Annotated in this window: 18 protein-coding genes; 1 reads left to right on the forward strand and 17 read right to left on the reverse strand. The window is 68.5% G+C overall.

Features of this window, described 5'->3' with window-relative positions; genetic code table 11:
• Positions 1 to 3 precede the first annotated feature (3 nt).
• The 4 genes from K7G19_RS18690 to clsB all read right to left on the reverse strand — a co-directional run bounded on the left by K7G19_RS18690 (position 4) and on the right by clsB (position 6,690).
• Entirely contained in the window at positions 4 to 2,430 is a 2,427-nt protein-coding gene (locus K7G19_RS18690) for a 3-hydroxyacyl-CoA dehydrogenase/enoyl-CoA hydratase family protein (protein ID WP_226108527.1), read from the reverse strand.
• Between the two features lie 112 nt (positions 2,431 to 2,542).
• On the reverse strand, positions 2,543 to 4,330 hold the full coding sequence (locus K7G19_RS18695) for an acyl-CoA dehydrogenase C-terminal domain-containing protein (RefSeq protein WP_226108529.1): 1,788 nt from the start codon (positions 4,328 to 4,330) through the stop codon (positions 2,543 to 2,545).
• 71 nt (positions 4,331 to 4,401) lie between these two features.
• Positions 4,402 to 4,992 (reverse strand): TetR/AcrR family transcriptional regulator, encoded by a 591-nt coding sequence (locus K7G19_RS18700; RefSeq protein WP_006578334.1) that lies wholly within the window; start codon positions 4,990 to 4,992, stop codon positions 4,402 to 4,404.
• A gap of 366 nt (positions 4,993 to 5,358) precedes the next feature.
• The gene (gene clsB / locus K7G19_RS18705; protein ID WP_226108531.1) at positions 5,359 to 6,690 is read right to left on the reverse strand and encodes a cardiolipin synthase ClsB; all 1,332 of its coding nucleotides are present in this window, start codon (positions 6,688 to 6,690) and stop codon (positions 5,359 to 5,361) included.
• Between the two features lie 340 nt (positions 6,691 to 7,030).
• Here clsB and mobB point away from each other — a divergent pair, with 340 nt between their 5' ends.
• On the forward strand, positions 7,031 to 7,540 hold the full coding sequence (gene mobB / locus K7G19_RS18710) for a molybdopterin-guanine dinucleotide biosynthesis protein B (RefSeq protein ID WP_226108533.1): 510 nt from the start codon (positions 7,031 to 7,033) through the stop codon (positions 7,538 to 7,540).
• 54 nt (positions 7,541 to 7,594) lie between these two features.
• Here the strand turns inward: mobB and K7G19_RS18715 are convergent, their stop codons facing one another.
• The 13 genes from K7G19_RS18715 to K7G19_RS18775 form a co-directional block, all read right to left on the reverse strand.
• Positions 7,595 to 8,386, reverse strand: coding sequence for an endonuclease/exonuclease/phosphatase family protein (locus tag K7G19_RS18715; protein ID WP_150084471.1), 792 nt, complete (start codon positions 8,384 to 8,386; stop codon positions 7,595 to 7,597).
• The gene (gene nudB, locus K7G19_RS18720; RefSeq protein WP_150084473.1) at positions 8,383 to 8,916 is read right to left on the reverse strand and encodes a dihydroneopterin triphosphate diphosphatase; all 534 of its coding nucleotides are present in this window, start codon (positions 8,914 to 8,916) and stop codon (positions 8,383 to 8,385) included. Before nudB ends, K7G19_RS18715 begins: the two co-directional genes overlap by 4 nt.
• A 282-nt stretch (positions 8,917 to 9,198) precedes the next feature.
• On the reverse strand, positions 9,199 to 10,083 hold the full coding sequence (locus tag K7G19_RS18725) for a hypothetical protein (protein ID WP_149317646.1): 885 nt from the start codon (positions 10,081 to 10,083) through the stop codon (positions 9,199 to 9,201).
• Between the two features lie 179 nt (positions 10,084 to 10,262).
• Positions 10,263 to 12,071, reverse strand: a complete 1,809-nt coding sequence (gene aspS / locus K7G19_RS18730) for an aspartate--tRNA ligase (protein ID WP_149317645.1) — start codon at positions 12,069 to 12,071, stop codon at positions 10,263 to 10,265.
• Between the two features lie 46 nt (positions 12,072 to 12,117).
• Complete coding sequence (locus K7G19_RS18735; RefSeq protein WP_149317644.1) at positions 12,118 to 12,819, reverse strand: DUF502 domain-containing protein; 702 nt, start codon at positions 12,817 to 12,819, stop codon at positions 12,118 to 12,120.
• A 13-nt stretch (positions 12,820 to 12,832) separates the two neighbouring features.
• Positions 12,833 to 13,165: an FmdB family zinc ribbon protein gene (locus K7G19_RS18740; RefSeq protein WP_149317643.1), complete on the reverse strand. Its 333-nt coding sequence runs from the start codon at positions 13,163 to 13,165 to the stop codon at positions 12,833 to 12,835.
• Positions 13,166 to 13,546: 381 nt separating this feature from the next.
• Positions 13,547 to 14,983, reverse strand: coding sequence for a sodium:solute symporter family protein (locus K7G19_RS18745; RefSeq protein WP_226108535.1), 1,437 nt, complete (start codon positions 14,981 to 14,983; stop codon positions 13,547 to 13,549).
• 352 nt (positions 14,984 to 15,335) lie between these two features.
• Complete coding sequence (ubiB, locus tag K7G19_RS18750; protein ID WP_150084475.1) at positions 15,336 to 16,910, reverse strand: ubiquinone biosynthesis regulatory protein kinase UbiB; 1,575 nt, start codon at positions 16,908 to 16,910, stop codon at positions 15,336 to 15,338.
• Between the two features lie 118 nt (positions 16,911 to 17,028).
• The gene (locus K7G19_RS18755) at positions 17,029 to 17,724 is read right to left on the reverse strand and encodes an SCP2 domain-containing protein (protein ID WP_226108537.1); all 696 of its coding nucleotides are present in this window, start codon (positions 17,722 to 17,724) and stop codon (positions 17,029 to 17,031) included.
• Positions 17,725 to 17,870: 146 nt separating this feature from the next.
• On the reverse strand, positions 17,871 to 18,860 hold the full coding sequence (locus K7G19_RS18760) for a Tim44 domain-containing protein (RefSeq protein WP_149320273.1): 990 nt from the start codon (positions 18,858 to 18,860) through the stop codon (positions 17,871 to 17,873).
• A 41-nt stretch (positions 18,861 to 18,901) separates the two neighbouring features.
• Positions 18,902 to 19,633: a bifunctional demethylmenaquinone methyltransferase/2-methoxy-6-polyprenyl-1,4-benzoquinol methylase UbiE gene (gene ubiE / locus K7G19_RS18765; protein ID WP_149320274.1), complete on the reverse strand. Its 732-nt coding sequence runs from the start codon at positions 19,631 to 19,633 to the stop codon at positions 18,902 to 18,904.
• Positions 19,634 to 19,677: 44 nt separating this feature from the next.
• Positions 19,678 to 20,097, reverse strand: coding sequence for a gamma-butyrobetaine hydroxylase-like domain-containing protein (locus K7G19_RS18770; RefSeq protein WP_149320275.1), 420 nt, complete (start codon positions 20,095 to 20,097; stop codon positions 19,678 to 19,680).
• Between the two features lie 61 nt (positions 20,098 to 20,158).
• Complete coding sequence (locus K7G19_RS18775) at positions 20,159 to 22,087, reverse strand: ABC transporter ATP-binding protein/permease (protein WP_149320276.1); 1,929 nt, start codon at positions 22,085 to 22,087, stop codon at positions 20,159 to 20,161.
• Positions 22,088 to 22,299 lie beyond the last annotated feature (212 nt).

Below are 22,299 nucleotides of genomic sequence, written 5' to 3' on the forward strand. Positions count from 1 at the left end.
CGATTAGTTGCGCACCGGCTTGCCGGTCTGCAGCATGCCCATGATGCGTTCCTGCGTCTTGGGGTTGCCCAGCAGTTCGATAAAGGCGCGGCGCTCCAGCGCCAGCAGCCATTCCTCGCTGACCAGCGCGCCCGCTTCGACGTCGCCGCCGCAGACCGCCTCGGCGATGCGCGAGGCGATCAGGAAGTCGTGCGCGGAGATGAAGCCGCCGTCGCGCATGTTGACCAGCGACGCCTTGATGGTGGCGATGCCCGAGCGGCCCGCCACCGGCACCAGCTCGCCCTGCGCGGGCGGACGGTAGCCGGCCTCGTGCAGCGCGCGCACTTCGCTGCAGGCGACATGCAGCAACTCGTGCACGTTGAAGACGATCGGATCGCCCGCCTGCAGATAGCCCATCTGCCGCGCCTCGAGCGCCGAGGCCGAGACCTTGGCCATCGCCGCGTTCTGGAAGCGCTGCGTCAGGAACTGCAGATAGTTGGTGCTGCCAGCGGCCTGCGCGGCGCGCGCGGCCGCCAGCGCGGCCTCCTTCAGTCCGCCGCCGGCCGGCACCAGGCCCACGCCGACCTCGACCAGGCCGACATAGGTCTCCAGCGCGGCCACGCGCCGCGCCGAATGCAGCATCAGCTCGCAACCGCCGCCCAGCGCGATGCCGGACGCCGCCGACACCACCGGCACCGCGGCGTACTTGACGCGCATCATGCCGTCCTGGAACTTCTTGACGAAGGGCTCGACGCCCTTGGCGCCGCCCATCATGAAGGCCGGCATCGCCGCCTCGAGGTTCGCGCCGGCCGAGAACGGACCGCCCGGCGCGCCGAGCTGCAGCGAGGTCGGCTGCCACACCACCAGGCCCTTGTAGGCGCTCTCGGCCAGATCGATCGCGCGGATCAGCCCGTCGATGGTGTCCGGCCCGATCGTGTTCATCTTGCTGTTGAACGAGATCACCAGCACGTCGTCCTGGCCCTCGCAGACCCAGATCCGCACCGCGTCGTTCTGCTCGACGGTGCGGCCGGCCTTGCGCGGATCGACCGCGTCGCTGCCCTTCAACGCGGCGCGGAAGGCCTGGCGGCGATAGACCGGCAGCGCGCTGCGGCCGACGAACGACTGCGTGGCCGGCGACCACGAGCCCTGCGCCGAATGCACGCCCTGGTTGTCCGCCACCGGGCCGGCGAAGACCCACTCGGGCAGCGGCGCCTTCGACAGCGCCTTGCCGGCCTCGATGTCTTCCTTGACCCATTGCGCGACCTGCTGCCAGCCCGCGGCCTGCCAGTCCTCGAACGGACCGGAGTTCCAGCCGAAGCCCCAGCGGATCGCCAGGTCGACGTCGGCCGCCGAACCTGCGATCTGGTCGAGATAGACGGCGATGTAGTGGTACACGTCGCGGAAGATCGCCCACAGGAACTGCGCCTGCGGGTTGCCCGATTCGCGCAGCAGCTTGATGCGCTCGGCCGGCTCCTTCTTCAGCATGCGCGCGACGATCTCGTCGGCCTTGCCGCCGGCGTCGACATACTGGCCGGTCCTGGCGTCCAGCACCTTGATCTGCTTGCCTTCCTTCCTGTAGAAGCCGGCGCCGGTCTTCTGGCCCAGCGCGCCGGCGTCGACCAGCGACTTGAGCACCGCGGGCGTCCGGTACACCGGCGCGAACGGATCGTCCTGCAGGTTGTCCTGCATGGTCTTGATCACGTGGGCCATGGTGTCCAGGCCCACCACGTCGGCGGTACGGAAGGTCGCCGACTTGGCGCGGCCCAGCTTGCTGCCGGTCAGGTCGTCGACCACGTCGAACGGAATGCCGTACTTCTCGGCCTCGGCGAACACCGCCAGGATCGAGAAGATGCCGACCCGGTTGGCGATGAAGTTCGGCGTGTCCTTGGCGCGCACCACGCCCTTGCCCAGGGTCGTGGTCAGGAACGCTTCCAGGCGGTCGAGGATGGCCGTCTGCGTGGCCTCGGTCGGGATCAGCTCGACCAGATGCATGTAGCGCGGCGGATTGAAGAAGTGCACGCCGCAGAAGCGCGCCTTCAGCTCGGCGTCGAAGCCCTCGGACAGCGCGGTGATCGACAGGCCGGAGGTGTTGGTGGCGAAGATCGCATCGGTGCCCAGATGCGGGGCGACCTTCCGGTACAGGTCGTGCTTCCAGTCCATGCGCTCGGCGATCGCCTCGATCACCAGGTCGCATTCCTTCAGCAGCGCGAGGTCGTCCTCGTAGTTGGCGGCGCGGATCAGGCCGGCGTCGTCCTTGAGACCGAGCGGCGCGGGCGACAGCTTCTTCAGGTTCTCGATGGCCCGCAGCACGATGCCGTTCTTCGGGCCTTCCCTGGCCGGCAGATCGAACAGCACCACCGGCACGCGGGCATTGACGAGGTGGGCCGCGATCTGCGCGCCCATGACGCCGGCACCCAGCACGGCGACTTTCTTGACGATGAAATTGGACATGCGCGCTCCTCGGAGGTGAGCGTTGAAATGATGGATGTCCTCGGTTGCCTTCCCTCCCCCGCCTGCGGGAGAGGGAAAACCGGGAGGATGGTCTCGGTGTCTCGGCGGTGCCTCAGAACAGCTCGGCGTCCAGCGCCATCAGCGTGCTGGCGCCGGCGCGCGCCATGCGGATCTGCGCGGCGGTCTCCGGCAGCAGCTTGGCGAAATAGAAGCGCGCGGTGGCCAGCTTGGCGGTGTAGAACTTGTCGCCGCTGCCCTGCTTCTCCAGCGCGATCTTGGCCATGCGGGCCCAGAAGTAGGCGAACACCAGGTGACCGACCACGCGCAGGTAGGGCACCGCGGCGGCGCCGACCTCGTCGGGATTGGCCATCGCCTTCATGCCGATCTCCATCGTCAGCTTCTGCACCTTGTCGCCGAGGTCCGCCAGCGGATTGATGAACTCCTGCATCGCCTCGTTGGTGCCCTCGGCCTCGACGAACTCCTGCACGATCTTGCCGAACGCCTTCATCTTCGCGCCCATGTCGCCGAGGATCTTGCGGCCCAGCAGGTCCAGCGCCTGGATCGTGTTGGTGCCCTCGTAGATCATGTTGATGCGGGCATCGCGCACGTACTGCTCCATGCCCCATTCGGAGATATAGCCGTGGCCGCCGAACACCTGCATGCCCTCGTTGGTGGCGATGAAGGCGTTGTCGGTCAGGAAGGCCTTGATCACCGGCGTCAGCAGCGCGACCAGGTCGCCGGCCTGCTTGCGCACGGCCTCGTCCGGGTGCGACAGCTCGCGGTCGATCTGCAGCGCGGTCCAGTAGCTGAAGGCGCGGCCGCCTTCTGCGAAGGCCCTCTGCGTCAGCAGCATGCGGCGCACGTCGGGATGCACGATGATCGGATCGGCCGGCTTGTCCGGCGCCTTGGGCCCGGTCAGCGAACGCATCTGCAGCCGCTCCTTCGCGTAGGCCACCGAGTTCTGGTAGGCGACCTCGGTCAGGCCCAGGCCCTGCATGCCGACGCCAAGGCGCGCGGCGTTCATCATCACGAACATCGCGTTCAGGCCCTTGTTGGGCTCGCCGACCAGCCAGCCGCGCGCGCCGTCCAGGTTCATCACGCAGGTTGCGTTCCCGTGGATGCCCATCTTGTGCTCGATCGAGCCGCAGACGATGCCGTTGCGCTCGCCCGGATTGCCGTCGGCATCGGGAATGAACTTCGGCACCACGAACAGCGAGATGCCCTTGGTGCCCTGCGGCGCGTCAGGCAGGCGCGCCAGCACCAGATGGATGATGTTGGCCGACAGGTCGTGCTCGCCTGCCGAGATGAAGATCTTGGTGCCGGTCAGGCTGTACGAGCCGTCGTCCAGCGGTTCGGCCCTGGTGCGCAGGATGCCCAGGTCGGTGCCGCAGTGCGGCTCGGTCAGGCACATGGTGCCGGTCCACTCGCCCGACACCAGCTTGGGCAGGTAGCGCTGCTGCAGCTCGGGCGTGCCGTGCGCGTGCAGCGCCTCGTAGGCGCCGTGCGACAGGCCCGGGTACATCGTCCAGGCCTGGTTCGCCGAGTTCAGCATCTCGAACAGCGCGTTGTTGACCAGGATCGGCAGGCCCTGGCCGCCGAATTCGGGATCGCACGCCAGCGCCGGCCAGCCGGCCTCGACGTACTGCCGGTAGGCTTCCTTGAAGCCCGCCGGCGCGGTCACGACGCCGTCGCCGTGGTGGGTGCAGCCCTCGCGGTCGCCGCTCTGGTTCAGCGGGAAAATGACTTCCGAGCAGAACTTGCCGGCTTCCTCGATGACCTGGTTGATGGTGTCCGCATCGACGTCGGCATGCGGCGGCATCGCCTTGAGCTCGGCCTCGACGCCGAGCAGTTCGTGCAGCACGAATTGCATGTCGCGCAGCGGAGCGGTGTACTGGCCCATCAAGATCTCCTTGGAGTTGGCGAAGCCGCCGCGCCGCTGGTGCTGTCAAGCACGCCATGCCCGCGACGGCATCAGGTACGGTAGGACTGAATCAGCTTGTTGAGCGCGACCATGGCAAGCTCGGCGCTGTCGGGCAGGCGCAGGAAGCGGGCATCGTGATGCAGCCCCAGCTCGAGGCTGTACATCTCGAACAGCATCAGCCGCGGATCGCAGTCCGCGCGCAGATGGCCTTCTTCCTTGGCCTGTTCGATCGCGCGTGTCAGCGCGGCCCGCCAGATCGTGACGCTCTTGATCAGCTCGTCGCGCACCGGGCTTTCCGCGCGGTCATCGTATTCGACCGCCCCGCTGATGTAGATGCAACCGGTGGTGACTTCCTGGATCCGTTTTTCCATCCAGCGCCGCACCATCGACCACAGGCGCGGCAGACCGCGCGGCTCGTTCAGCGAGGGATAGAAGACCTCCTGCTCGAACCGGCGGTGATACTCGCGCACCACCTCCACCTGCAGGTCTTCGCGCGAACCGAAATGCGCGAACACGCCGCTCTTGCTCATTTGCATGCGTTCCGCGAGCAGACCGATGGTCAAACCTTCGAGTCCGTCGCGGGACGACAATTCCAGTGCGGCGTCGAGAATCGCCACCCGCGTCATCTCCCCCTTGCGCATCGGGGTGGGAGAAGCGTTGGCGGCGGATTCGAGACGGGCTGACTGGTGTCGCATGATTTTTCTCCGTACTTTTTGCGGCATCGGTTCGCGATGCCGCGCTTGGCCCTGGCCTGTGATGTCGATCGCCGCGGCCCCGCTGGACAAGGCGGCGCCGGGTGGCGAATGCACGCAGTCTAAGCCAAAAAAGAACGGTCGTTCAGATTATTCTGGCCGCGCCTGCCGCTATCAAGTTTTTAATTAGACCTTCGTTTCTAAACCGAACTTGCACCGAACTGCGGTGCAACATCCGCCGGCCGGCGTCAGCGGCGAGGCCGATGTGCGGATGCGCGCCGCATTTTGCCGCAAGGCAGCACCGGCATGCCACGTTCAATAGCGGCCGGCCGCGCCGGCCACCATGACGCCGAAGCGCAACAGCATGTAGGCGGTCCAGTCCAGGCAGCGGCGCAGGCGGCCGCGGCGGGCATGATCCTCCGGCACGACGGGCGCGCTGCGCAGCGCGATCGCACGCTCCAGTTCGCGGCGCAGCTCGGCGGCGAAGGCCTCGTCGTAGACCGCCACATTGGCCTCGCGCGCCAGCAGCAGGCTGAACGGATCCATGTTGCTGGAGCCGACCGTCGCCCAGCTGTCGTCGACCACCGCAACCTTGGCGTGCAGGAAGCTCTCGGCGTACTCGTGGATCTCGACGCCGGCCTCGAGCAGCGTGGCGTACAGCGCGTGGGTCGCGTAATGCTGCAGCCTGTACTCGACCATCCCCTGCAGCAGCAGCCGGACGCGCACGCCGCGGCGGCGGCAGGCCAGCAGCGCGCGCCGCATCTTCGCGCCCGGCAGGAAATAGGCGTTGGCGATGATCACGTCGTGCCGCGCCGCGCCCAGCGCCTGCAGATAGGCTCGCTCGATGGTGCGGCGATTGCGCAGGTTGTCGCGCAGCAGCAGCGCCGCCCGCACGCCGCCCCCCTCGGCCGGCGCGGGCACCGGGGCCTGCGCAAGCGGAAACTCGCCGGCCAGGCTCGACAGGCCGCCCGCCCGCACACCACCCTGCATCTCGCCGCGCAGCGCGAGCCGCCACCACAGCCGCTCGGCGGTCAGTGCGACCTGGCCGGCCAGCGGGCCGGTGACGCGCACCGCGAAGTCGTAGCGGGGACCGAGCTGGGCCTCGTCGAAGGGGCCGTGATTGTGGTCGTCGATGATGTTGATGCCGCCGACGAAGGCGATGCGCCGGTCGATCACCGCGAGCTTGCGGTGCAGCCGGCGCAGATGCCGGCGCGCCAGGCGAAAGCCCCGCAGCGGCCGGTACACGCCGAGCCTGACGCCGCCCTGCTGCAGCCGCTCGACCAGCGGCGCGGGCATGTCGCCGGCGCCGAAGCCATCGACCAGCAGATGGACGCGCACGCCGCGCTCGACCGCGCGCACCAGCGCGTCGGCGACCGCCTGGCCGACCTGGTCGTCGGCATAGATATAGGTCTCCAGCGAGACCGACAGCACCGCCTGGTCGATCGCCGCGATCAGCGCCGGGAAATATTCGCCGCCGCCGCGCAGCAGCTCGACGCGGTTGCCGCCCACCGGCCGGCCGGGCCCGGTGTGCAGCAGGCGGGGGCCGTGCCGCCCTTCGGCGGCCGTGGCAGCCGTCTCGCCTTCCACCGCATGGGCGGCGATCCTGGAGGACCGGGTGGGTTCGGGTGGGCTCTCGGACAAGGGCATGGCGGCATTATCGGTCACCTCGCGGCGGGAACGCCACCCGGCGGGCATTGGCGCCCGAAGTCGGGCCAGACCTTGGGCCGGACTTCGGACCAGACTTCGGGCCAGACTTGGGGCCAGACCTCGGGCCAGACTTCGGGCCAGACCTCGGGCCAGACTTGGGGCCAGACTTCGGACCAGACTTCGGGCCAGACCTCGGGTGGGACTTCGGGCCCGGAGGGACGGGCCCGCGCCGACTCTGCTATCGTCGCGCTTTCGTCCCGACGCTGTTGCTGACATCGTCCCCACCGTCGCCCCCGCGCACTCAGGTGCGCACCGCGTTGCGCATGGAACTGATTCGATCGTGAAGGTATTCGGTATCGCCGGCACTTCCGGCAGCGGCAAGACCACCTTGCTGGACCAGTTGATTCCCCGCTTCGTCGCGTCCGGGCTACGCGTGGCCGGCGTCAAACATACCCATCACGGGTTCGACCCGGACACGCCGGGCAAGGATTCGTGGCGGATGCGCGAGGCGGGCTGCGCCAATGTGGTGCTGGTCGGTGCGCGCCATCTGACGCTGATGCGCCGATACGAAGAAGGCGCGCCGCCGCCCGAACTGGCCGACGCGCTCGCGGTGCTGCCCGCCGATACCGACCTGGTGCTGGTCGAGGGATACAAGCACAGCGACGTGCCCAAGCTCGAGGTCTATCGTCCCGGCCACGGCCGGGCGCCGCTGTGGCCGGATGTGCCCGGGATCGTCGGCGTCGCCACCGATGCGCCGGGCGAGGTGGCCGCGCTGACCCGGCTGCCGGTGCTCGACCTGAACCGGATCGACGCCATCGAGGCCTTCGTGCGGGAACGGGCCGGGCTGTAGCGGAAGCGGACGCCTTGGCGCGGCCTCGCCGCCGGGCCGGCGGCCCCCGGGCGACTATCCGGCGGCGCCCGCCGTCTCGTCGCTGTGCCGCGGATTGGCCTCGGGCACCTGTGGCCGCGCCAGTTCGGCGACCAGCGGCACATGGTCCGAGCGCTGCGCCCAGTCGCGCCCGGTCAGCACACGGGCGCGCTCGATCTCGAAGCCCCGCACGTAGATCCGGTCGAGCTGCCACCACGGCATATGGCTCGGAAAGGTATGCAGCCGCGAGCCGCGCGCCTGCGAGGCCTCCAGCGCGCCCAGCGTGTTGCAGATCAGCGCATCGAGCCGGTGGTTCCAGTCGTTGAAGTCGCCGGCGATCACCAGCGGCGCGTCCGCCGGCACCACATTGCGCACGCGTTCGACCAGCGCCTCGGCCTGGCGCGCGCGGCTGCGCGCGAACAGGCCGAAATGCACGCAGATCAGATGCGCCTCGATGCCGTGGACGTCGGCGACCGCATGCAACAGGCCACGCTGCTCGAAGCGGTGGTCCGAGATATCGAGGTTCTCCGACATCAGGATCGGATGGCGCGACAGGATCGCGTTGCCATGGTGGCCGTGGTCGTAGACCGCGTTGCGGCCGTAGACCGAATGCGGATAGGCGTCGGTCGCCAGGTAGTTCAGCTGCGTGTAGTCGGAATCGAACAGGGAGGCGGCCACCAGGCGATCGTTGCGGTCCTGCACTTCCTGCAGGAAGACGATGTCGGCGTCGACCGTCTGCAGCCCGTCACGGACATGCTGGATGCGCGGACGGCGCGCGAAGCCGGTCAGCCCCTTGTGAATGTTGTAGGTGACCACGCGCAGCTTCATCGCGGCCCTCCGGCCTGGCCGGCGCCTGCTGCGTCCACGGCGGCGCCCCCAGCGTTCATGGCGCCCGCGCCGCAAGCCGTCGCCCCGGCCGCCGCTCGCCACGCCAGCTGGCGCACTGCTTCGGCGTTGCTCGACGAGAAGCAGCGCGCGGCCGCCTGCTCCCACGGCAGCCAGACCGATTGCAGATGCTCGCGCGGCGACAGCGTGACCGGCAGCGGCCGCTCGACGCACAGGCCGAACCAGTGCTCGACATTGCGCGTGACCCCGGGCGCGTAGCGATGGCGCCATTCGGGATAGATCTCGTATTCGATGTGGTGGCCCCAGTCCTGCAGGCGGTGCTCGCTCGCGACGATGCCGGTTTCCTCGGCCACCTCGCGGGCGGCGGTCAATGCCAAGGGTTCGTCGGGGGTATCGAGGCTGCCGGTGACGGATTGCCAGAAGCCGGGACGGTCGGCGCGCTCCAGCAAGAGGACCTGCAGATCGGTCGTATGGATCACGACCAGCACGGATTCGGGAATCTTGTAGGGCATGGGATCGGACGGGAACAGGCTGACAAGCTTAACGCAGTTGCCCGCCGGCGCCACCGGCGTTAGTCCGACAAGCCTGGGAGGCGTGGGGATGATGTGATGGCGTGGGCACTGCGAACGCGCTGCGAGGCCGCCGGCACCCTGGACCGGGGATGTTCTCCCTCTCCTCCTCGGGGACGAGGATTGCGGAGGGGGGATGGTTCCAATGCGCCGTGGCCCGACCACCTGCCGCTACCCTCTCCCCTGCCCCTCTGCCGCTTGCGGGAGAGGGGAGAAAATCCGCTGTCAGGCCCGCTCTTCCCGGACGCCCGCTTCGCGCACCCAGCTGTCGAACACTTCCGGCGAGTCGCCGTGGCCCCAGGCGGCGCGCAGCTGCTGCATCAGCGGCGCCAGCGATTCGGTGTAGCGCGCGGCGGCGGCGTGCGCCTCGGTCGCCAGCGCTTCGGCGGCCTGGTTGGCGCGCGCCTGCATCTCGGTGCGCGCCTGCGCGACCTCCTTCTCGCGCTGGCCCAGCGCGTGGTACTTCTGGATCAGGAAGCGCTGGTAGTCGCCGCCCTCGCCATGCGGGGCCTGCGCGGCCTGCGCGTTCACCTGCTCGAAGCGCAGCACGATGCTGGCGGTCTCCTGCTCGATCTGCGCGGCCTCGGCGACCAGCGCCTGTGCCGCATCCTGCAGCGCCAGCGCGTCGCGGCGACGCGCCTGCAGTTGCGCGGCCATCGTCTCGAAGGTCCGCTGCGCGGCCAGATAGGCCTGCACCACCGGCTGCGGCGCGACCACCAGCAGCGGATCGGCGCCGCTGCCGCGGCGGCCCGTCAGCAGGGCATCCTCCGGCAGGCGCAGGTTGCCGACTTCCTCCAGCCAGCGCCCGCGCGCCATCACCGCGGCAACCGTATCGAGCGCCACGCGCCGCAGCGCCTCGGCGCGCTGCATCTGCACGGCGCCGCCTTCGGCCGCCGCGCTGCCCACCTGCGCGGCGTGCGCGATATCGGGGACGCAGGCGGCCACCGTGGTCGCCACCGATTCGGACATCGCCTGCGCGGACTTGCGCACCGCCCGGCGCAGCTCGAAGCGCGCCAGCAGCATCATCACCAGCCCGGCGACCAGCCAGGTCAGGATCGTCTCCGCGTGCTGCAGCAGGAATTGGCGGATCAGTTCGATATCCAGTGTCACCTTTGTTCTCCCCTTGTCAGGTGCGGCTGCCCGCGGCAGCCCGATGGATGACCTCGCGGGGTGGCCGATCGTTCCCATGGGAAACAATTGGAAACCTCGATCGCCCTCCCCAGCCTACACAAACGAAAAACGGCCGCGCTCGCGCACGGCCGTCGTCTCTCGCTACCTCGCCAGCGGCATCACGCCGAAGCCTTCGGCTCGGGCGTGCGCAGGCGGATATGCAGCTCGCGCAGCTGCTTCTCATCGACCGAGCTCGGCGCCTGCGTCAGCAGGTCCTGCGCGCGCTGCGTCTTCGGGAAGGCGATCACGTCGCGGATCGAATCGGCGCCGGCCATCATCGTGACGATGCGGTCCAGGCCGAAGGCGATGCCGCCATGCGGGGGCGCGCCGTACTGCAGCGCATCCAGCAGGTAGCCGAACTTCACGCGGGCCTCTTCCTCGTTGATCTTCAGCGCGCGGAACACCTTGCTCTGCACGTCCTCGCGATAGATACGCACCGAGCCGCCGCCGATTTCCCAGCCGTTGAGCACCATGTCGTAGGCCTTGGCGATGCACTTGCCCGGATCGGTGGCCAGGTACTCCAGGTGCTCGTCCTTGGGGCTGGTGAACGGGTGGTGCATCGCGACCCAGCGGGCGTCTTCCTCGTCGTACTCGAACATCGGGAAGTCCACCACCCACAGCGGCTTCCACGCGTCCTCGAACAGGCCGTTGGCCTTGCCGAATTCCGAGTGGCCGATCTTCAGGCGCAGCGCGCCCATCGCGTCGTTGACGACCTTGGCCTTGTCGGCGCCGAAGAACAGGATGTCGCCATCCTGCGCGCCCGAGCGCTTCAGGATCTCGGCGATGGCGGCGTCATGCAGGTTCTTGACGATCGGCGATTGCAGGCCGTCGCGGCCCTTGGCCACTTCGTTGACCTTGATCCAGGCCAGGCCCTTGGCGCCGTAGATGGCGACGAACTGCGTATAGGCATCGATCTCGCCGCGCGAGATCTGGCCGCCGCCGGGCACGCGCAGCGCGACCACGCGGCCGTTGTCGCTGTTGGCCGGGCCCGAGAACACCTTGAAGTCGACGTCCTTCATGACCTCGGTCAGCTCGGTGAACTCGAGCTTGACGCGCAGGTCCGGCTTGTCCGAGCCGAAGCGGGCCATCGCCTCGCGGAATTCCATCACCGGGAAGCGGTCGTCCAGCGCCACGCCGATGGTGTTCTTGAACACCGTGCGGATCATGTTCTCGAACAGGTCGCGGATGTCCTGCTCGGTCAGGAACGAGGTCTCGCAGTCGATCTGCGTGAATTCGGGCTGGCGGTCGGCGCGCAGGTCCTCGTCGCGGAAGCACTTGGTGATCTGGTAGTAGCGATCGAAGCCCGACACCATCAGCATCTGCTTGAACAGCTGCGGCGACTGCGGCAGCGCGAAGAAGTGGCCCGGGTTGACCCGCGACGGCACCAGGTAGTCGCGCGCGCCCTCGGGCGTGCTCTTGCCCAGCATCGGCGTCTCGATGTCGATGAAGCCCTGCTCGTCCAGGTACTTGCGCACTTCCATCGCCACCTTGTAGCGCAGGCGCAGGTTGTACTGCATCTGCGGGCGGCGCAGGTCCAGCACGCGGTGCGTCAGGCGGGTGGTCTCCGACAGGTTGTCGTCGTCGAGCTGGAACGGGGGCGTGACCGACGGGTTCAGCACGGTCAGCTCATGGCACAGCACCTCGATCTTGCCCGAGGTCAGGTTGGCGTTCTCGGTGCCGGCCGGACGCGCGCGCACCTTGCCGGTCACGCGGATGCAGAACTCGTTGCGGATGTCCTCGGCGACCTTGAACATTTCGGGGCGGTCCGGATCGCAGACGACCTGCACCAGGCCCTCGCGATCGCGCAGGTCGATGAAGATCACGCCGCCGTGGTCGCGGCGCCGTTGCACCCAGCCGGTCAGGGCCACTTCCTGGCCGGTCAGTTGTTCGGTCACGAGACCGCAGTAGTGAGTTCGCATGGAGGACATAGGAGAAATTCCCGGTAAGGCGCGGCCGCGCTCGGGCGGCCCGCGGTCAATTGGAGTGCGATGGGTCGGCGGCGGAGGCGCCGGCGGCAGCGGCGGCGGGGGCTCGGCTCGGCGCGGCCTTGCGCGGCAGCTCGGCCGGCGCGACCACGCCCATCGACACGATGTACTTCAGGGCGGCATCGACGGTCATGTCGAGCTCGATGGTGTCGGCCTTGGGCATCATCAGGAAGAAGCCCGAGGTCGGATTCGGCGTGGTGGGCACGTAGACGCTGACGTATTCGCCCTGCAGGTGGTTCTGCACGTCGCCGCCGGGCCGGCCGGTCAGGAAGGCGATGGTCCACGAGCCCTCGCGCGGGTACTGCACCAGCAGCGCCTTGCGGAAGGCGTTGCCGGACGAGGACAGCAGCGTGTCCGAGACCTGCTTGACGCTGGAATAGATCGGTCCCACCACCGGGATATGGTGCAGCAGCGCTTCCCACCAGCGCACCAGGCGCTGGCCGATGAAGTTGTGCGTCAGCACGCCGACCAGCAGGATGAACAGCAGCGTCAGGATCGCGCCCAGGCCGGGCACGCGCATGCCGAACAGCTGGCGGTCGAACTGCCAGGCCTCGGGCAGCAGCGCGAGGCTCTGGTCCATCGTGCCGATGATCAGGCTGAGCACCCACAGCGTGATGCCCAGCGGGACCAGCACCAGCAGGCCGGTCAGGAACCAGGTCTTCAGTGCGGAAGTTTTCTTGTTGGTTGCCACGTTCCTTCCTGGTTCAGTGGCAGGCGCAGGCGCTGCCGCAGCCGCCGGCCGCGGGCGCCGCGCTGGCGGAGGCCGACGTCTCGGCCGGCTTGGCGGCGCCGGCGTCGCCGGTGCTGCCCGCGCCCGAGCTGGCGCCGGTGCTGGCGCCGTTGTTGGTGTTGCCGCCGCGGAAGTCGGTCACATACCAGCCCGAACCCTTGAGCTGGAAACCGGCCGCGGTCAGCTGTTTCTTGAAGGCCCCCGCCGTATTGCAGGATGGGCAGTCGGTGAGCGGGGCATCGCTCATTTTCTGCAGCACATCGCGCCCATGGCCGCAGGCGTCGCAACGGTAGGCATAGATCGGCATCGTGGCTCTCCGGGAGATCCCCATTGGGTCAACAACGGGGGTCAACAAAGGGGTCAACAAAAAATCAAAGGAAATCAACGCGCGCGGCCGGCGCGGCGTTCCGGGCTGTCGCCCGCCACCGTCCGGCCATGCAAAGCCTTGAATTATAAACCGTTTGGGCGCCGTTGCCGCCGGAAAAGCGGCCTGCCTGGGGCGCAGACCGGCCGATTGAGGGGATTCGGCCGGATCGACGCCGGATTGGCGGCAGATGGGCCCCGGATTCGACTCGGATCGGCCCCGGATTTGCCGCGAATCCGCTCCGAAATCGCCCGGGTTCAGCGCCTCGCTTCAGCCCGGATTGTTCAGCCCGGATTGGCGTGCGCCAGCCCTTTCGCGCCGCGATCACGCGATATGCACTTCCTTGACCGGCGGGCGGTCGCCGATCCATTGCGGCAGCAGCGAGCCGACCAGCATGCCGCCCAGCGAGAACAGCAGGCCGACCATCTGCGGCGGCACCGCGGCCTCGGAGAACAGGATCTCGCAGACCAGCCACGAGCTCAGGCCCAGCAGGATCGCCGCCAGGCCGCCCTGGCGCGTGGCGCGCTTCCAGAACAGGCCGAAGGCCAGCGGCACGAACGACGACACCAGCGTGACCTTGTAGGCATTCTCGACCATGTGGAAGATCGACAGGTGCGAGTTCAGCGCGAACAGCGTGACCAGGACGGTAAACACCAGCACGACCGCCTGCATCACCCGCAGGAAGCGCCTGTCGTCGAGATGGCGGAAATACGGCCGCAGGATGTTCTCGGCGAACGTCACCGACGGCGCCAGCAGCGTGGCCGACGCGCAGCTCTTGATCGCCGACAGCAGCGCGCCGAAGAACATCACCTGGGCGAACAGCGGCGCGTGGTCCAGGATCAGCGTCGGCAGGATCAGCTGCGAATCGGTATTGATATAGCGCTGCACCATCGCCGGATCGATCAGCGTGGCCGAGTACGCCAGGAACATCGGGATGAAGGCGAAGCAGAAGTACAGCACGCCGCCCAGCACAGAGGCGCGGCCGGCGATCTGCTCGGTGCGTGACGACGTGACGCGCTGGAACACGTCCTGCTGCGGGATCGAGCCGAGCATCATCGTCGACAGCGCGGCGGCAAAGCCGATGATCTGGATCAGGTCGAGCTCCGGCAGGAACTCGAACTTGCCCGCCGCGGCCGCGTGCGACACCACCGCCGACACGCCGCCGGCCTGGCCGCTGACCTCGTAGCCGATATACAGCATGCCGATCACGATGATGATCATCTGGATGAAGTCGGTGATCGCCACCGACCACATGCCGCCGAACAGCGTGTAGACCAGCACGCTGGCGGCGCCGATCATCATGCCGGCGTCCTGCGACAGGGCGCCGTCCGACACCGTATAGAACACCAGCCCCAGCGCCTTGATCTGCGCCGCGACCCAGCCCAGGTAGGACACCACGATGCACAGCGTGGTCAGGATCTCGGCCAGGCGCCCATAGCGGTTGTGATAGTAGTCGCCGATCGTCAGCAGGTTCATCCGGTACAGCGGACGGGCGAAGAACAGGCCGACCAGGATCAGGCACAGCGACGAGCCGAACGGGTCGGAGACGACGCCGGACAGCCCCTCCTTCAGGAATACCGCCGGAATGCCGAGCACCGTCTCGGAGCCGAACCAGGTCGCGAACACGGTCGCGGTGACCACGTAGAACGGCAGGCTGCGGCCGGCCACGGCGAAATCGGTCGTGTTGCGCACGCGCAGCGCGGCCCACAGGCCGATGCCGACCGAGATTACCCAGTAGATGATGACAAACCAGATCAGCATGCTGCTGCCCTATCCCAAAGAGCCCAGGGGCCAAGAAACCGAATGGCGGACGGCGGCAAGGTGCGCGCGTCCGCAGTCCAATTCATCGGTCGGGGCCGCGTGGGTGGCGGATCGGGTGCCCTGGGAGGAGCACTGGCCTGCGGTCGTAGCCGAATCAAGACGCGGATTATAGCGATGCAAGCGACGATACAAGCCCGTTGTGCCAAAAAAATTGGCAGCCGGGCGGGGCATCGGCCCGCACAGGGTCAGCGGCCGATATAGGCCAAACCGTCGGCCAACGGCGGGTCAACATCGGGCCACCATCGGGTCAACATCGGGCCAGCCGGCAGCCAGGCCAACCCCGGCCAAACCCTCAACCGAACCAGTCCGCCAGCTGCGTCAGCACCAGCGCGATGGTCACGGCGCCGCCCAGCAGCAGCCCGATCGCCAGCATCCGGTTGGTGCGGCGCTGCTCGACCACCAGCGCGGCCAGCAGGCGGTCCTGCTGGCTGTTGTTGACCAGCGCGCGGCGCTCCAGGAACTGGTGGGCCAGGCGGGGAAAGTCGGGCAGCATCTTGGCCCACTGCGGCGCCTCGACCTGGATGCGTTCCCAGGCGCCGCGCCAGCCGACCTGCTCGTGCATCCAGCGTTCCAGGTAGGGCTTGGCGGTCTTCCACAGGTCCAGGTCCGGATCCAATTGCCGGCCGAGCCCCTCGATATTGAGCAGCGTCTTCTGCAGCAGCACCAGCTGCGGCTGGATCTCGACGTTGAAGCGGCGCGAGGTCTGGAACAGCCGCATCAGCACCATGCCCAGCGAGATTTCCTTCAGCGGCTTGTCGAAGTACGGCTCGCAGCAGGCGCGCACCGCGCTCTCGAGCTCCTCGACCCGGGTCTGCGGCGGCACCCAGCCCGATTCCACGTGCAGCAGCGCGACGCGGTGGTAGTCGCGGCGGAAGAAGGCAATGAAGTTCTGCGCCAGGTAGTTCTTGTCGAACTCCGACAGCGCGCCGACGATGCCGAAGTCCAGCGCGATATAGCGGCCGAAGGTCTCGGGCTGCACCGATACCAGGATGTTGCCGGGGTGCATGTCGGCGTGGAAGAAGCCGTCGCGGAACACCTGGGTGAAGAAGATCTCGACGCCCTCCTCCGCCAGCCGGTGCAGGTCGACCCCGGCGGCCTTCAGCGATTCCGTGCGCGAGATCGGGATGCCGTGCATCCGCTCCATCACGAACACCTCGCTGCTGCAGAAGTCCCAGAACACTTCGGGCACCAGCAGCAGTTCGGTGTCCTGGAAATTGCGGCGCAGCTGGCTGGCGTTGGCCGCCTCGATCATCAGGTCCAGCTCGTCGTGCAGGTACTTGTCGAACTCGGCGACCACCTCGCGCGGCTTGAGCCGCTTGCCGTCGGCCGAGACCCGCTCGATCCAGATCGCGACGTCGCGCATCAGCGCCAGGTCGCTGTCGATCACCGGCAGCATGCCGGGGCGCAGCACCTTGACCGCTACCTCGCGGCCGCGGTGCGTGCCGGCCTTCAGCGTGGCGAAGTGCACCTGCGCGATCGACGCGCTGGCGACCGGCTGGTATTCGAAGGTCTCGAACAGCTGGGTCAGCGGCCGGCCCAGCGAGCGCTCGATGATGGCGACCGCGACGGCCGGATCGAACGGCGGCACCTGGTCCTGCAGCAGCGCCAGTTCATCGGCGATGTCGGCCGGCAGCAGGTCGCGCCGGGTCGACAGCACCTGGCCGAACTTGACGAAGATCGGCCCCAGCCGCGTCAGCGCCAGCCGCAGCCGCACGCCGCGCGGCACGGTATCGAGCCGGCGGCCGATCGTGATGACCCTGACCAGCAGGCGGATATGCCGGTTCTGGAAACCGGACAGCACCAGCTCGTCCAGGCCGTAATAGAAGATGACAAAGGCGATCTTGCAGAGGCGCAGGAAACGGGTCATGCAGGTCTTGTTGGTAAGCCGGCCGGATCGGGGCGCGCTGTTGCGCGTCCTTGCCGCCGGCAGGCGGGATTCTCGTCAGCGGTTCCGCGGTCGGCGCGGTTGGCCCGGTGGCTCCGGTTCAGCGATGCGCGGACGGCAGCCGGGCGGGGCCGGTACCGGTGCCAGCGCCGGAGCCAGCACCCGTGCCGCGCTCCAGCCGCTCCAGGCGCTTTTCCAGCCGGGCCAGATCGTCGCGCAACGCGGCCACGTCGGCGCGGAAATCGTCCAGCGCGGCATGGCGGACCAGCGTCGGCTGTTCGTCCAGCAGGTATTCGGTCACGTTCTCGACCAGCGCCCGCCCGACCCGCAGCGCGCCGGCATGGGCCTGCTGCGCGCCGTCCACCAGCCGCTGCGCGACGCTGTCGCCGACGGTGCCGCCCATCACGGCACGCAAGGCCCGCGCCAGATCCTCCGCGGCATCCCAGCGCAGGCTGCGCGCCAGCGTCGACACGGTATTGGCCAGCTCGGCATCGCCCTCCAGACGCACATGCCGCATCGCGGCGGCCTGCCCGCCGGCGGCGACGTCGGCCACCACCAGCGGCCATTGCTGCAGCGGCACGGTGATGGTCACCGCGGGCGGCGGCGCGTCGGCGGCGGCCAGCGCCACCAGGCCCTGCGCGTCGATCCGCAGGGCCATCGCAAAGGCGGCGGCATCGAAGCCGATCACGCGGCCGGCATAGGGCGTCAGCAGCTTGCGCGCCCACGGTTCCTGTTCCAGCAGATGATTGAGCGCGGCGACGATGGGGCCGGCCAGCGCGGACGGAAGAGTGTTCATGGCGTGATGGGGCGGACCACGCCGGCCAGGCCGGCGCCAATGAAAAAGGCCCACGCGCGTTGGCGCGTGGGCCTCCATTCTAAGCCAGCGCCGGGCACATCACGCCGCGCCCGGAGACTGGCTCGACCAGCGGCTCAGCCGCGGACTCAGGATTCCTGCTGGATCCCGGCCAGCACCCAGCCGCCGGCGCCGCTGGCCGGCTTGGCCAGGTTCCACACTTCGGCGAACGGCTGGGCCGCCTCGCCCTCGTTCTCGCGGATCATGCCGCTGAAGCGCACGCTCGCCACATGCTGGTTGTCGGTGGACTCGATGCCGAGCAGCGTCGCGTCCAGCGTGACCACGTCGGTGTGGTTGCTTTGCGCGCCGCGATCGCCCAGGTCCATCTTGATCTCGGCAAACATTTCCGGCGTGGTGAATTCGCGGATGTCGTCGAGATTGCCGGCGTCCCAGGCGGCCTGCAGGCGCACGAAGTAGACCTTGGCGTTGCGCAGGAAGGCTTCGGTATCGAAGTCCGCCGGCACGCCCCAGGGCTGCACGCCTTGCGACTGCGCCACCCCGGCCGGTTGCAGGGCCGGTTGCGCGGCAGGCTGCGCCGAGGGCTGCAGCACGGGCTCGCGCATCATCGGCTCCTGGCCGCGATCGAAGGCGCCGCGGTTCAGGTCGGTACGGCCTGCACCGGGTGCAGCGCCAGCGCCGGCGTAGGCCGGCTGCGGGCGCTTGGCGCCGCCGCGGAACTTGCGGATCAGCCAGATGGCGACCATGGCGATCAGCGCGATCAGGATCAGGTTGGACAGGAAGGTCAGCGCGGCGCCGCCCAGGCCGAAGTGCGACAGCAGCCAGCCGATACCCAGGCCGGCGGCGATGCCGCCGAGGATGCCGCCCCAGTTGCGGCGGGGCGCGGCGGCCGTCGCGGCGCCGGCTCCGGCGGTCGCCGGCGCCGCCTGCTGGGCCGGTTGCTGAGCCTGCTGCTGGGCCGGCGTCTGCGGCGCCTGCTGGCGCTGCTGGGTCACGTTGGACGACTGCTTGCCGAAGCTGCGGGAGCCGCCCATGCGCTTGGCCTCCGCATCGAACACCATCCCGAAGGCCAGCATGCCGGCCAGCGACCCCGCCAGGAATTTTCCGCGAATCGTGGACATGATTTGTTATCCCCTTTTATTGCGCCGCAATCGGCGCTGATTCAGTACTTACGGCCGACATGCAAGGCGACCACGCCTGCCGTCAGGTTGAAGTATTCGACGTTCTCGAGGCCCGCTTGTTCCATCAACCGCACAAGCGACCCCTGGTCGGGGTGCATGCGGATCGACTCGGCGAGATACCGGTAGCTGTGGGCGTCGCCCGCGACGCGCTGGCCCAGCCAGGGCAGCACCTTGAACGAATAGACATCGTACGCCTTTTCCAGCGGCTTCCAGACCTTGGAGAACTCCAGCACCATGACCTTGCCCCCAGGCTTCGTCACGCGCCGCATCTCGGCCAGCGCGCGGTCCTTGTGGGTCATGTTGCGCAGGCCGAAGGCCACGGTGACCAGGTCGAAGTGATTGTCCGGAAACGGGATCCGCTCGGCGTCGCACAGGCAGGTCGGCGTCACGATGCCGTCGTTCAGCAGCCGGTCGCGGCCGACGCGCAGCATCGATTCGTTGATGTCGGTCAGCCAGACCTCGCCGGTCGGGCCGGCCTGGCGGGCGAATGCCTTGGCCAGGTCGCCGGTGCCGCCGGCGATGTCGAGCACCTTGTGGCCCGGCCGCACGCCCGCCTGGGCGATCGTGAACAGCTTCCACAGCCGGTGCATGCCGCCCGACATCAGGTCGTTCATCAGGTCGTACTTCGACGCGACCGAATGGAACACGCCGGCAACCTTGCCGGCCTTCTCGGTCTCGTCGACCTTCTCGAACCCGAAGTGGGTTTCGCTCATCGCTGGCTCCAGAAATCCAGGGGAGTCGGTGGGGACCGGCCGGCTCAGTGGTGGCCGCAGCCGTGGCCGTGCGCCGCGGCGGGCGGCATCGGCGTGTCGCGATCGGCGCCGGCGGCCTCGAGCCGCCGCAGGTAGTCCTGCCACAGCGCCTCCTGCTCGGCGCCGAGGCGGTACAGCAGATCCCAGGAATAGATGCCGCTGTCGTGGCCGTCGGAGAAGCGGATCAGGATCGCGTAGTTGCCGACCGGCTCGACCGCGGTCACGTTGACGTCGCGCTTGCCGGTCTGCAGCACTTCCTGGCCCGGGCCGTGGCCCTGCACCTCGGCGGACGGCGAATAGACCCGCAGGTACTCGAACGGCAGCCGGAAGCTGGCGCCATTGTCGAAGCCGATTTCCAGCACGCGCGATTGCGTATGGACCGTCAGCGCGGTGGGGTGCGGGGTATCTTTTTCCAGTCCTGCCATGATTGTCGGCGCCAGCCGTGTTGGCGCGAACCCGGGCCCCGGGTCGGGACTCACGCCGAGTTCACGCTTCTTGTACGACCCGATAGCTTACCGCACGCGACCCGCCTTGCCCATCTTCCAGCGCCGGCCGGGGCACGCCGGCCTCGGTCGCCACGCCATCGGCCGCGCCATCGGACTGCAAGGTCTCGCGCTCCGGCAGATAGCGCAGGCGGCGATTGTGGAAGGCCGCGACCGTGCTGCGGTGCGCGATGCTGACGATTGCCGCGCCGGGCAGCGCGTCGACCATCAGCTGGTACATGGCGCGCTCGGTTTCCTCGTCGAGCGCGCTGGTGGCCTCGTCGAGGAACAGGAAATCGGGCTTGCACAGCAGCGCGCGGGCGAACGCCAGCCGCTGCTGCTCGCCGGGCGACAGCCGCAGCGCCCAGTTGTCGAACACGTCCAGCTGGTTGGCGAGCGCGCCGAGCTGGGCCTGGCGCAGCGCGTCGCGCAGCGCCTCGGCCGGATGCGCGTCGCCGGCCTGCGGATAGGCCAGCGCGTCGGCCAGCGTGCCGACCGGCAGATAACTGCGCTGGGGCAGGAACAACGTGCGCGACGCCGCCGGCATCGCCACCGAGCCGCTGCCGTATGGCCAGATGCCGGCCAGCGCGCGGAACAGCACGCTCTTGCCGCAGCCCGACGGACCGGTCACCAGCCAGCGCTCGCCGCGCTCGATCGTCAGCGAGAACGCCGACACCAGCGGCCGCTTGACCACCGGCAGGCCGGGGCCGGACAGGACCGGAAGGGCCAGCGCCAGCGCGTCGATCTCGATGCGGTCGCGCCCGCCCGCGTGCGCCTCGCCGACGTTGACCTGGATGTCGTGCTCGCCGTCGTGCAGGCGCTCCTGCCGCTGGGCCTCGCGAATCGCGTGCTGGAAATCGATCAGGCGGTTCGACGCGGCCTTCCAGCCGACCAGCGTCGCGTAGTTGTCGACGAACCACGACAGCGCGCCCTGCACCTGGCCGAAGGCGGTCGACATCTGCATCAGCCCGCCCAGCGTCATCTTGCCGGCGAAATAGCGCGGCGCGGCCACCAGGATCGGGAAGATGATGGCGAACTGGCCGTAGCCCGAGCTGATGAAGGTCAGCCGCCGCGTATAGAACATCAGCTGGTTCCAGTTGACGCGGATCTGCTCGAAGCGCGCGCGCAGCCCGGCCTGCTCGGTGGGCTCGCCGCGATAGAGCGCGACCGGCTCCGCGTTTTCGCGCAGCCGCACCAGCGAGAAACGGAAGTTCGCCTCGTATTGCTCCTGCTGGAAATTCAGGCCGATCAGCGGCCGGCCGATCCAGTGCGTCAGCAGCGAGCCGAGCACCGCGTAGCCGCCGGCGAACCAGACCATGTAGCCGGGGATCGTCATCGTCGTGCCGCCCAGCGCGAAGCTGATCGGCCCGGACACCGCCCACAGGATGCCGACGAAGGACACCAGCGTGACCACCGAATTGAGCAGGCCGAGCGACAGCGACAGCGCGCCGTCGGTAAACAGCCGCAGGTCATCGGCCAGCCGCTGGTCGGGGTTGTCGGTGGCGTGGGTCTGCTCGATGCGGTAGTAGGCCTGCCAGGCCAGCCACTTGCCGAGGAACTGGTTGGTCATCCAGGTCCGCCAGCGCATCTGCAGCATCATCGTGTAGTACTGGCGGAAGATCGCGGCGACGATGAAGCAGGCCGCGATCATGCTGAACCGCAGCAGCAGCTCCTTGAACGAGGCGTAGTCGCGCTGCTCCAGCGCGTTGTAGAACACGCGGTTCCACTCGTTGAGCAGCACGTTGATGTAGACGATGCCCAGGTTCAGCGCGACCAGCAGCAGCAACAGCCCGAGGCCGGCCTTGCGGTCCTCGGATTTCCAGTAGGGCTTGATCAGCGCCCAGGTCGCGCGAAAGCGCAGGCGGCTCTGGATCTGCAGCTCGCGGGCCGGAACGGCGGGACCGGGCACGGTAGCGGTGGTGGGCGTGGACATGAAGTCGGGTCGGCGAAGGGGAAAACGGGAGCGGCGGAATTGGCGGAAACGGCGTCATCGGCCTATCCAGCCGGATCAGGCATCAGACGGCGCCCGCCCCGGCCGGGTTCCACGCCCGCGGGGCAGACATCCCTATTGAGCGCATTGGCGGCGCGTCGGGTTGACGGCCGGGTTGACGGCCGGGGCGACCGGAGCGCGATGCGGGATCGGCG

Source organism: Cupriavidus sp. DB3 (genome assembly GCF_020418465.1).
GTDB lineage: Bacteria > Pseudomonadota > Gammaproteobacteria > Burkholderiales > Burkholderiaceae > Cupriavidus > Cupriavidus cauae.

Excerpts from the sequence above, each read along its gene's own strand:
- K7G19_RS18690 (WP_226108527.1), bottom strand. The coding sequence starts at position 2,430 with ATGTCCAATTTCATCGTCAAGAAAGTCGCCGTGCTGGGTGCCGGCGTC.
- K7G19_RS18695 (WP_226108529.1), bottom strand. The coding sequence starts at position 4,330 with ATGGGCCAGTACACCGCTCCGCTGCGCGACATGCAATTCGTGCTGCAC.
- K7G19_RS18700 (WP_006578334.1), bottom strand. The coding sequence starts at position 4,992 with ATGCGCAAGGGGGAGATGACGCGGGTGGCGATTCTCGACGCCGCACTG.
- clsB (WP_226108531.1), bottom strand. The coding sequence starts at position 6,690 with ATGCCCTTGTCCGAGAGCCCACCCGAACCCACCCGGTCCTCCAGGATC.
- K7G19_RS18715 (WP_150084471.1), bottom strand. The coding sequence starts at position 8,386 with ATGAAGCTGCGCGTGGTCACCTACAACATTCACAAGGGGCTGACCGGC.
- nudB (WP_150084473.1), bottom strand. The coding sequence starts at position 8,916 with ATGCCCTACAAGATTCCCGAATCCGTGCTGGTCGTGATCCATACGACC.
- aspS (WP_149317645.1), bottom strand. The coding sequence starts at position 12,071 with ATGTCCTCCATGCGAACTCACTACTGCGGTCTCGTGACCGAACAACTG.
- K7G19_RS18740 (WP_149317643.1), bottom strand. The coding sequence starts at position 13,165 with ATGCCGATCTATGCCTACCGTTGCGACGCCTGCGGCCATGGGCGCGAT.
- K7G19_RS18745 (WP_226108535.1), bottom strand. The coding sequence starts at position 14,983 with ATGCTGATCTGGTTTGTCATCATCTACTGGGTAATCTCGGTCGGCATC.
- ubiB (WP_150084475.1), bottom strand. The coding sequence starts at position 16,910 with ATGACCCGTTTCCTGCGCCTCTGCAAGATCGCCTTTGTCATCTTCTAT.
- K7G19_RS18755 (WP_226108537.1), bottom strand. The coding sequence starts at position 17,724 with ATGAACACTCTTCCGTCCGCGCTGGCCGGCCCCATCGTCGCCGCGCTC.
- K7G19_RS18760 (WP_149320273.1), bottom strand. The coding sequence starts at position 18,860 with ATGTCCACGATTCGCGGAAAATTCCTGGCGGGGTCGCTGGCCGGCATG.
- ubiE (WP_149320274.1), bottom strand. The coding sequence starts at position 19,633 with ATGAGCGAAACCCACTTCGGGTTCGAGAAGGTCGACGAGACCGAGAAG.
- K7G19_RS18770 (WP_149320275.1), bottom strand. The coding sequence starts at position 20,097 with ATGGCAGGACTGGAAAAAGATACCCCGCACCCCACCGCGCTGACGGTC.
- K7G19_RS18775 (WP_149320276.1), bottom strand. The coding sequence starts at position 22,087 with ATGTCCACGCCCACCACCGCTACCGTGCCCGGTCCCGCCGTTCCGGCC.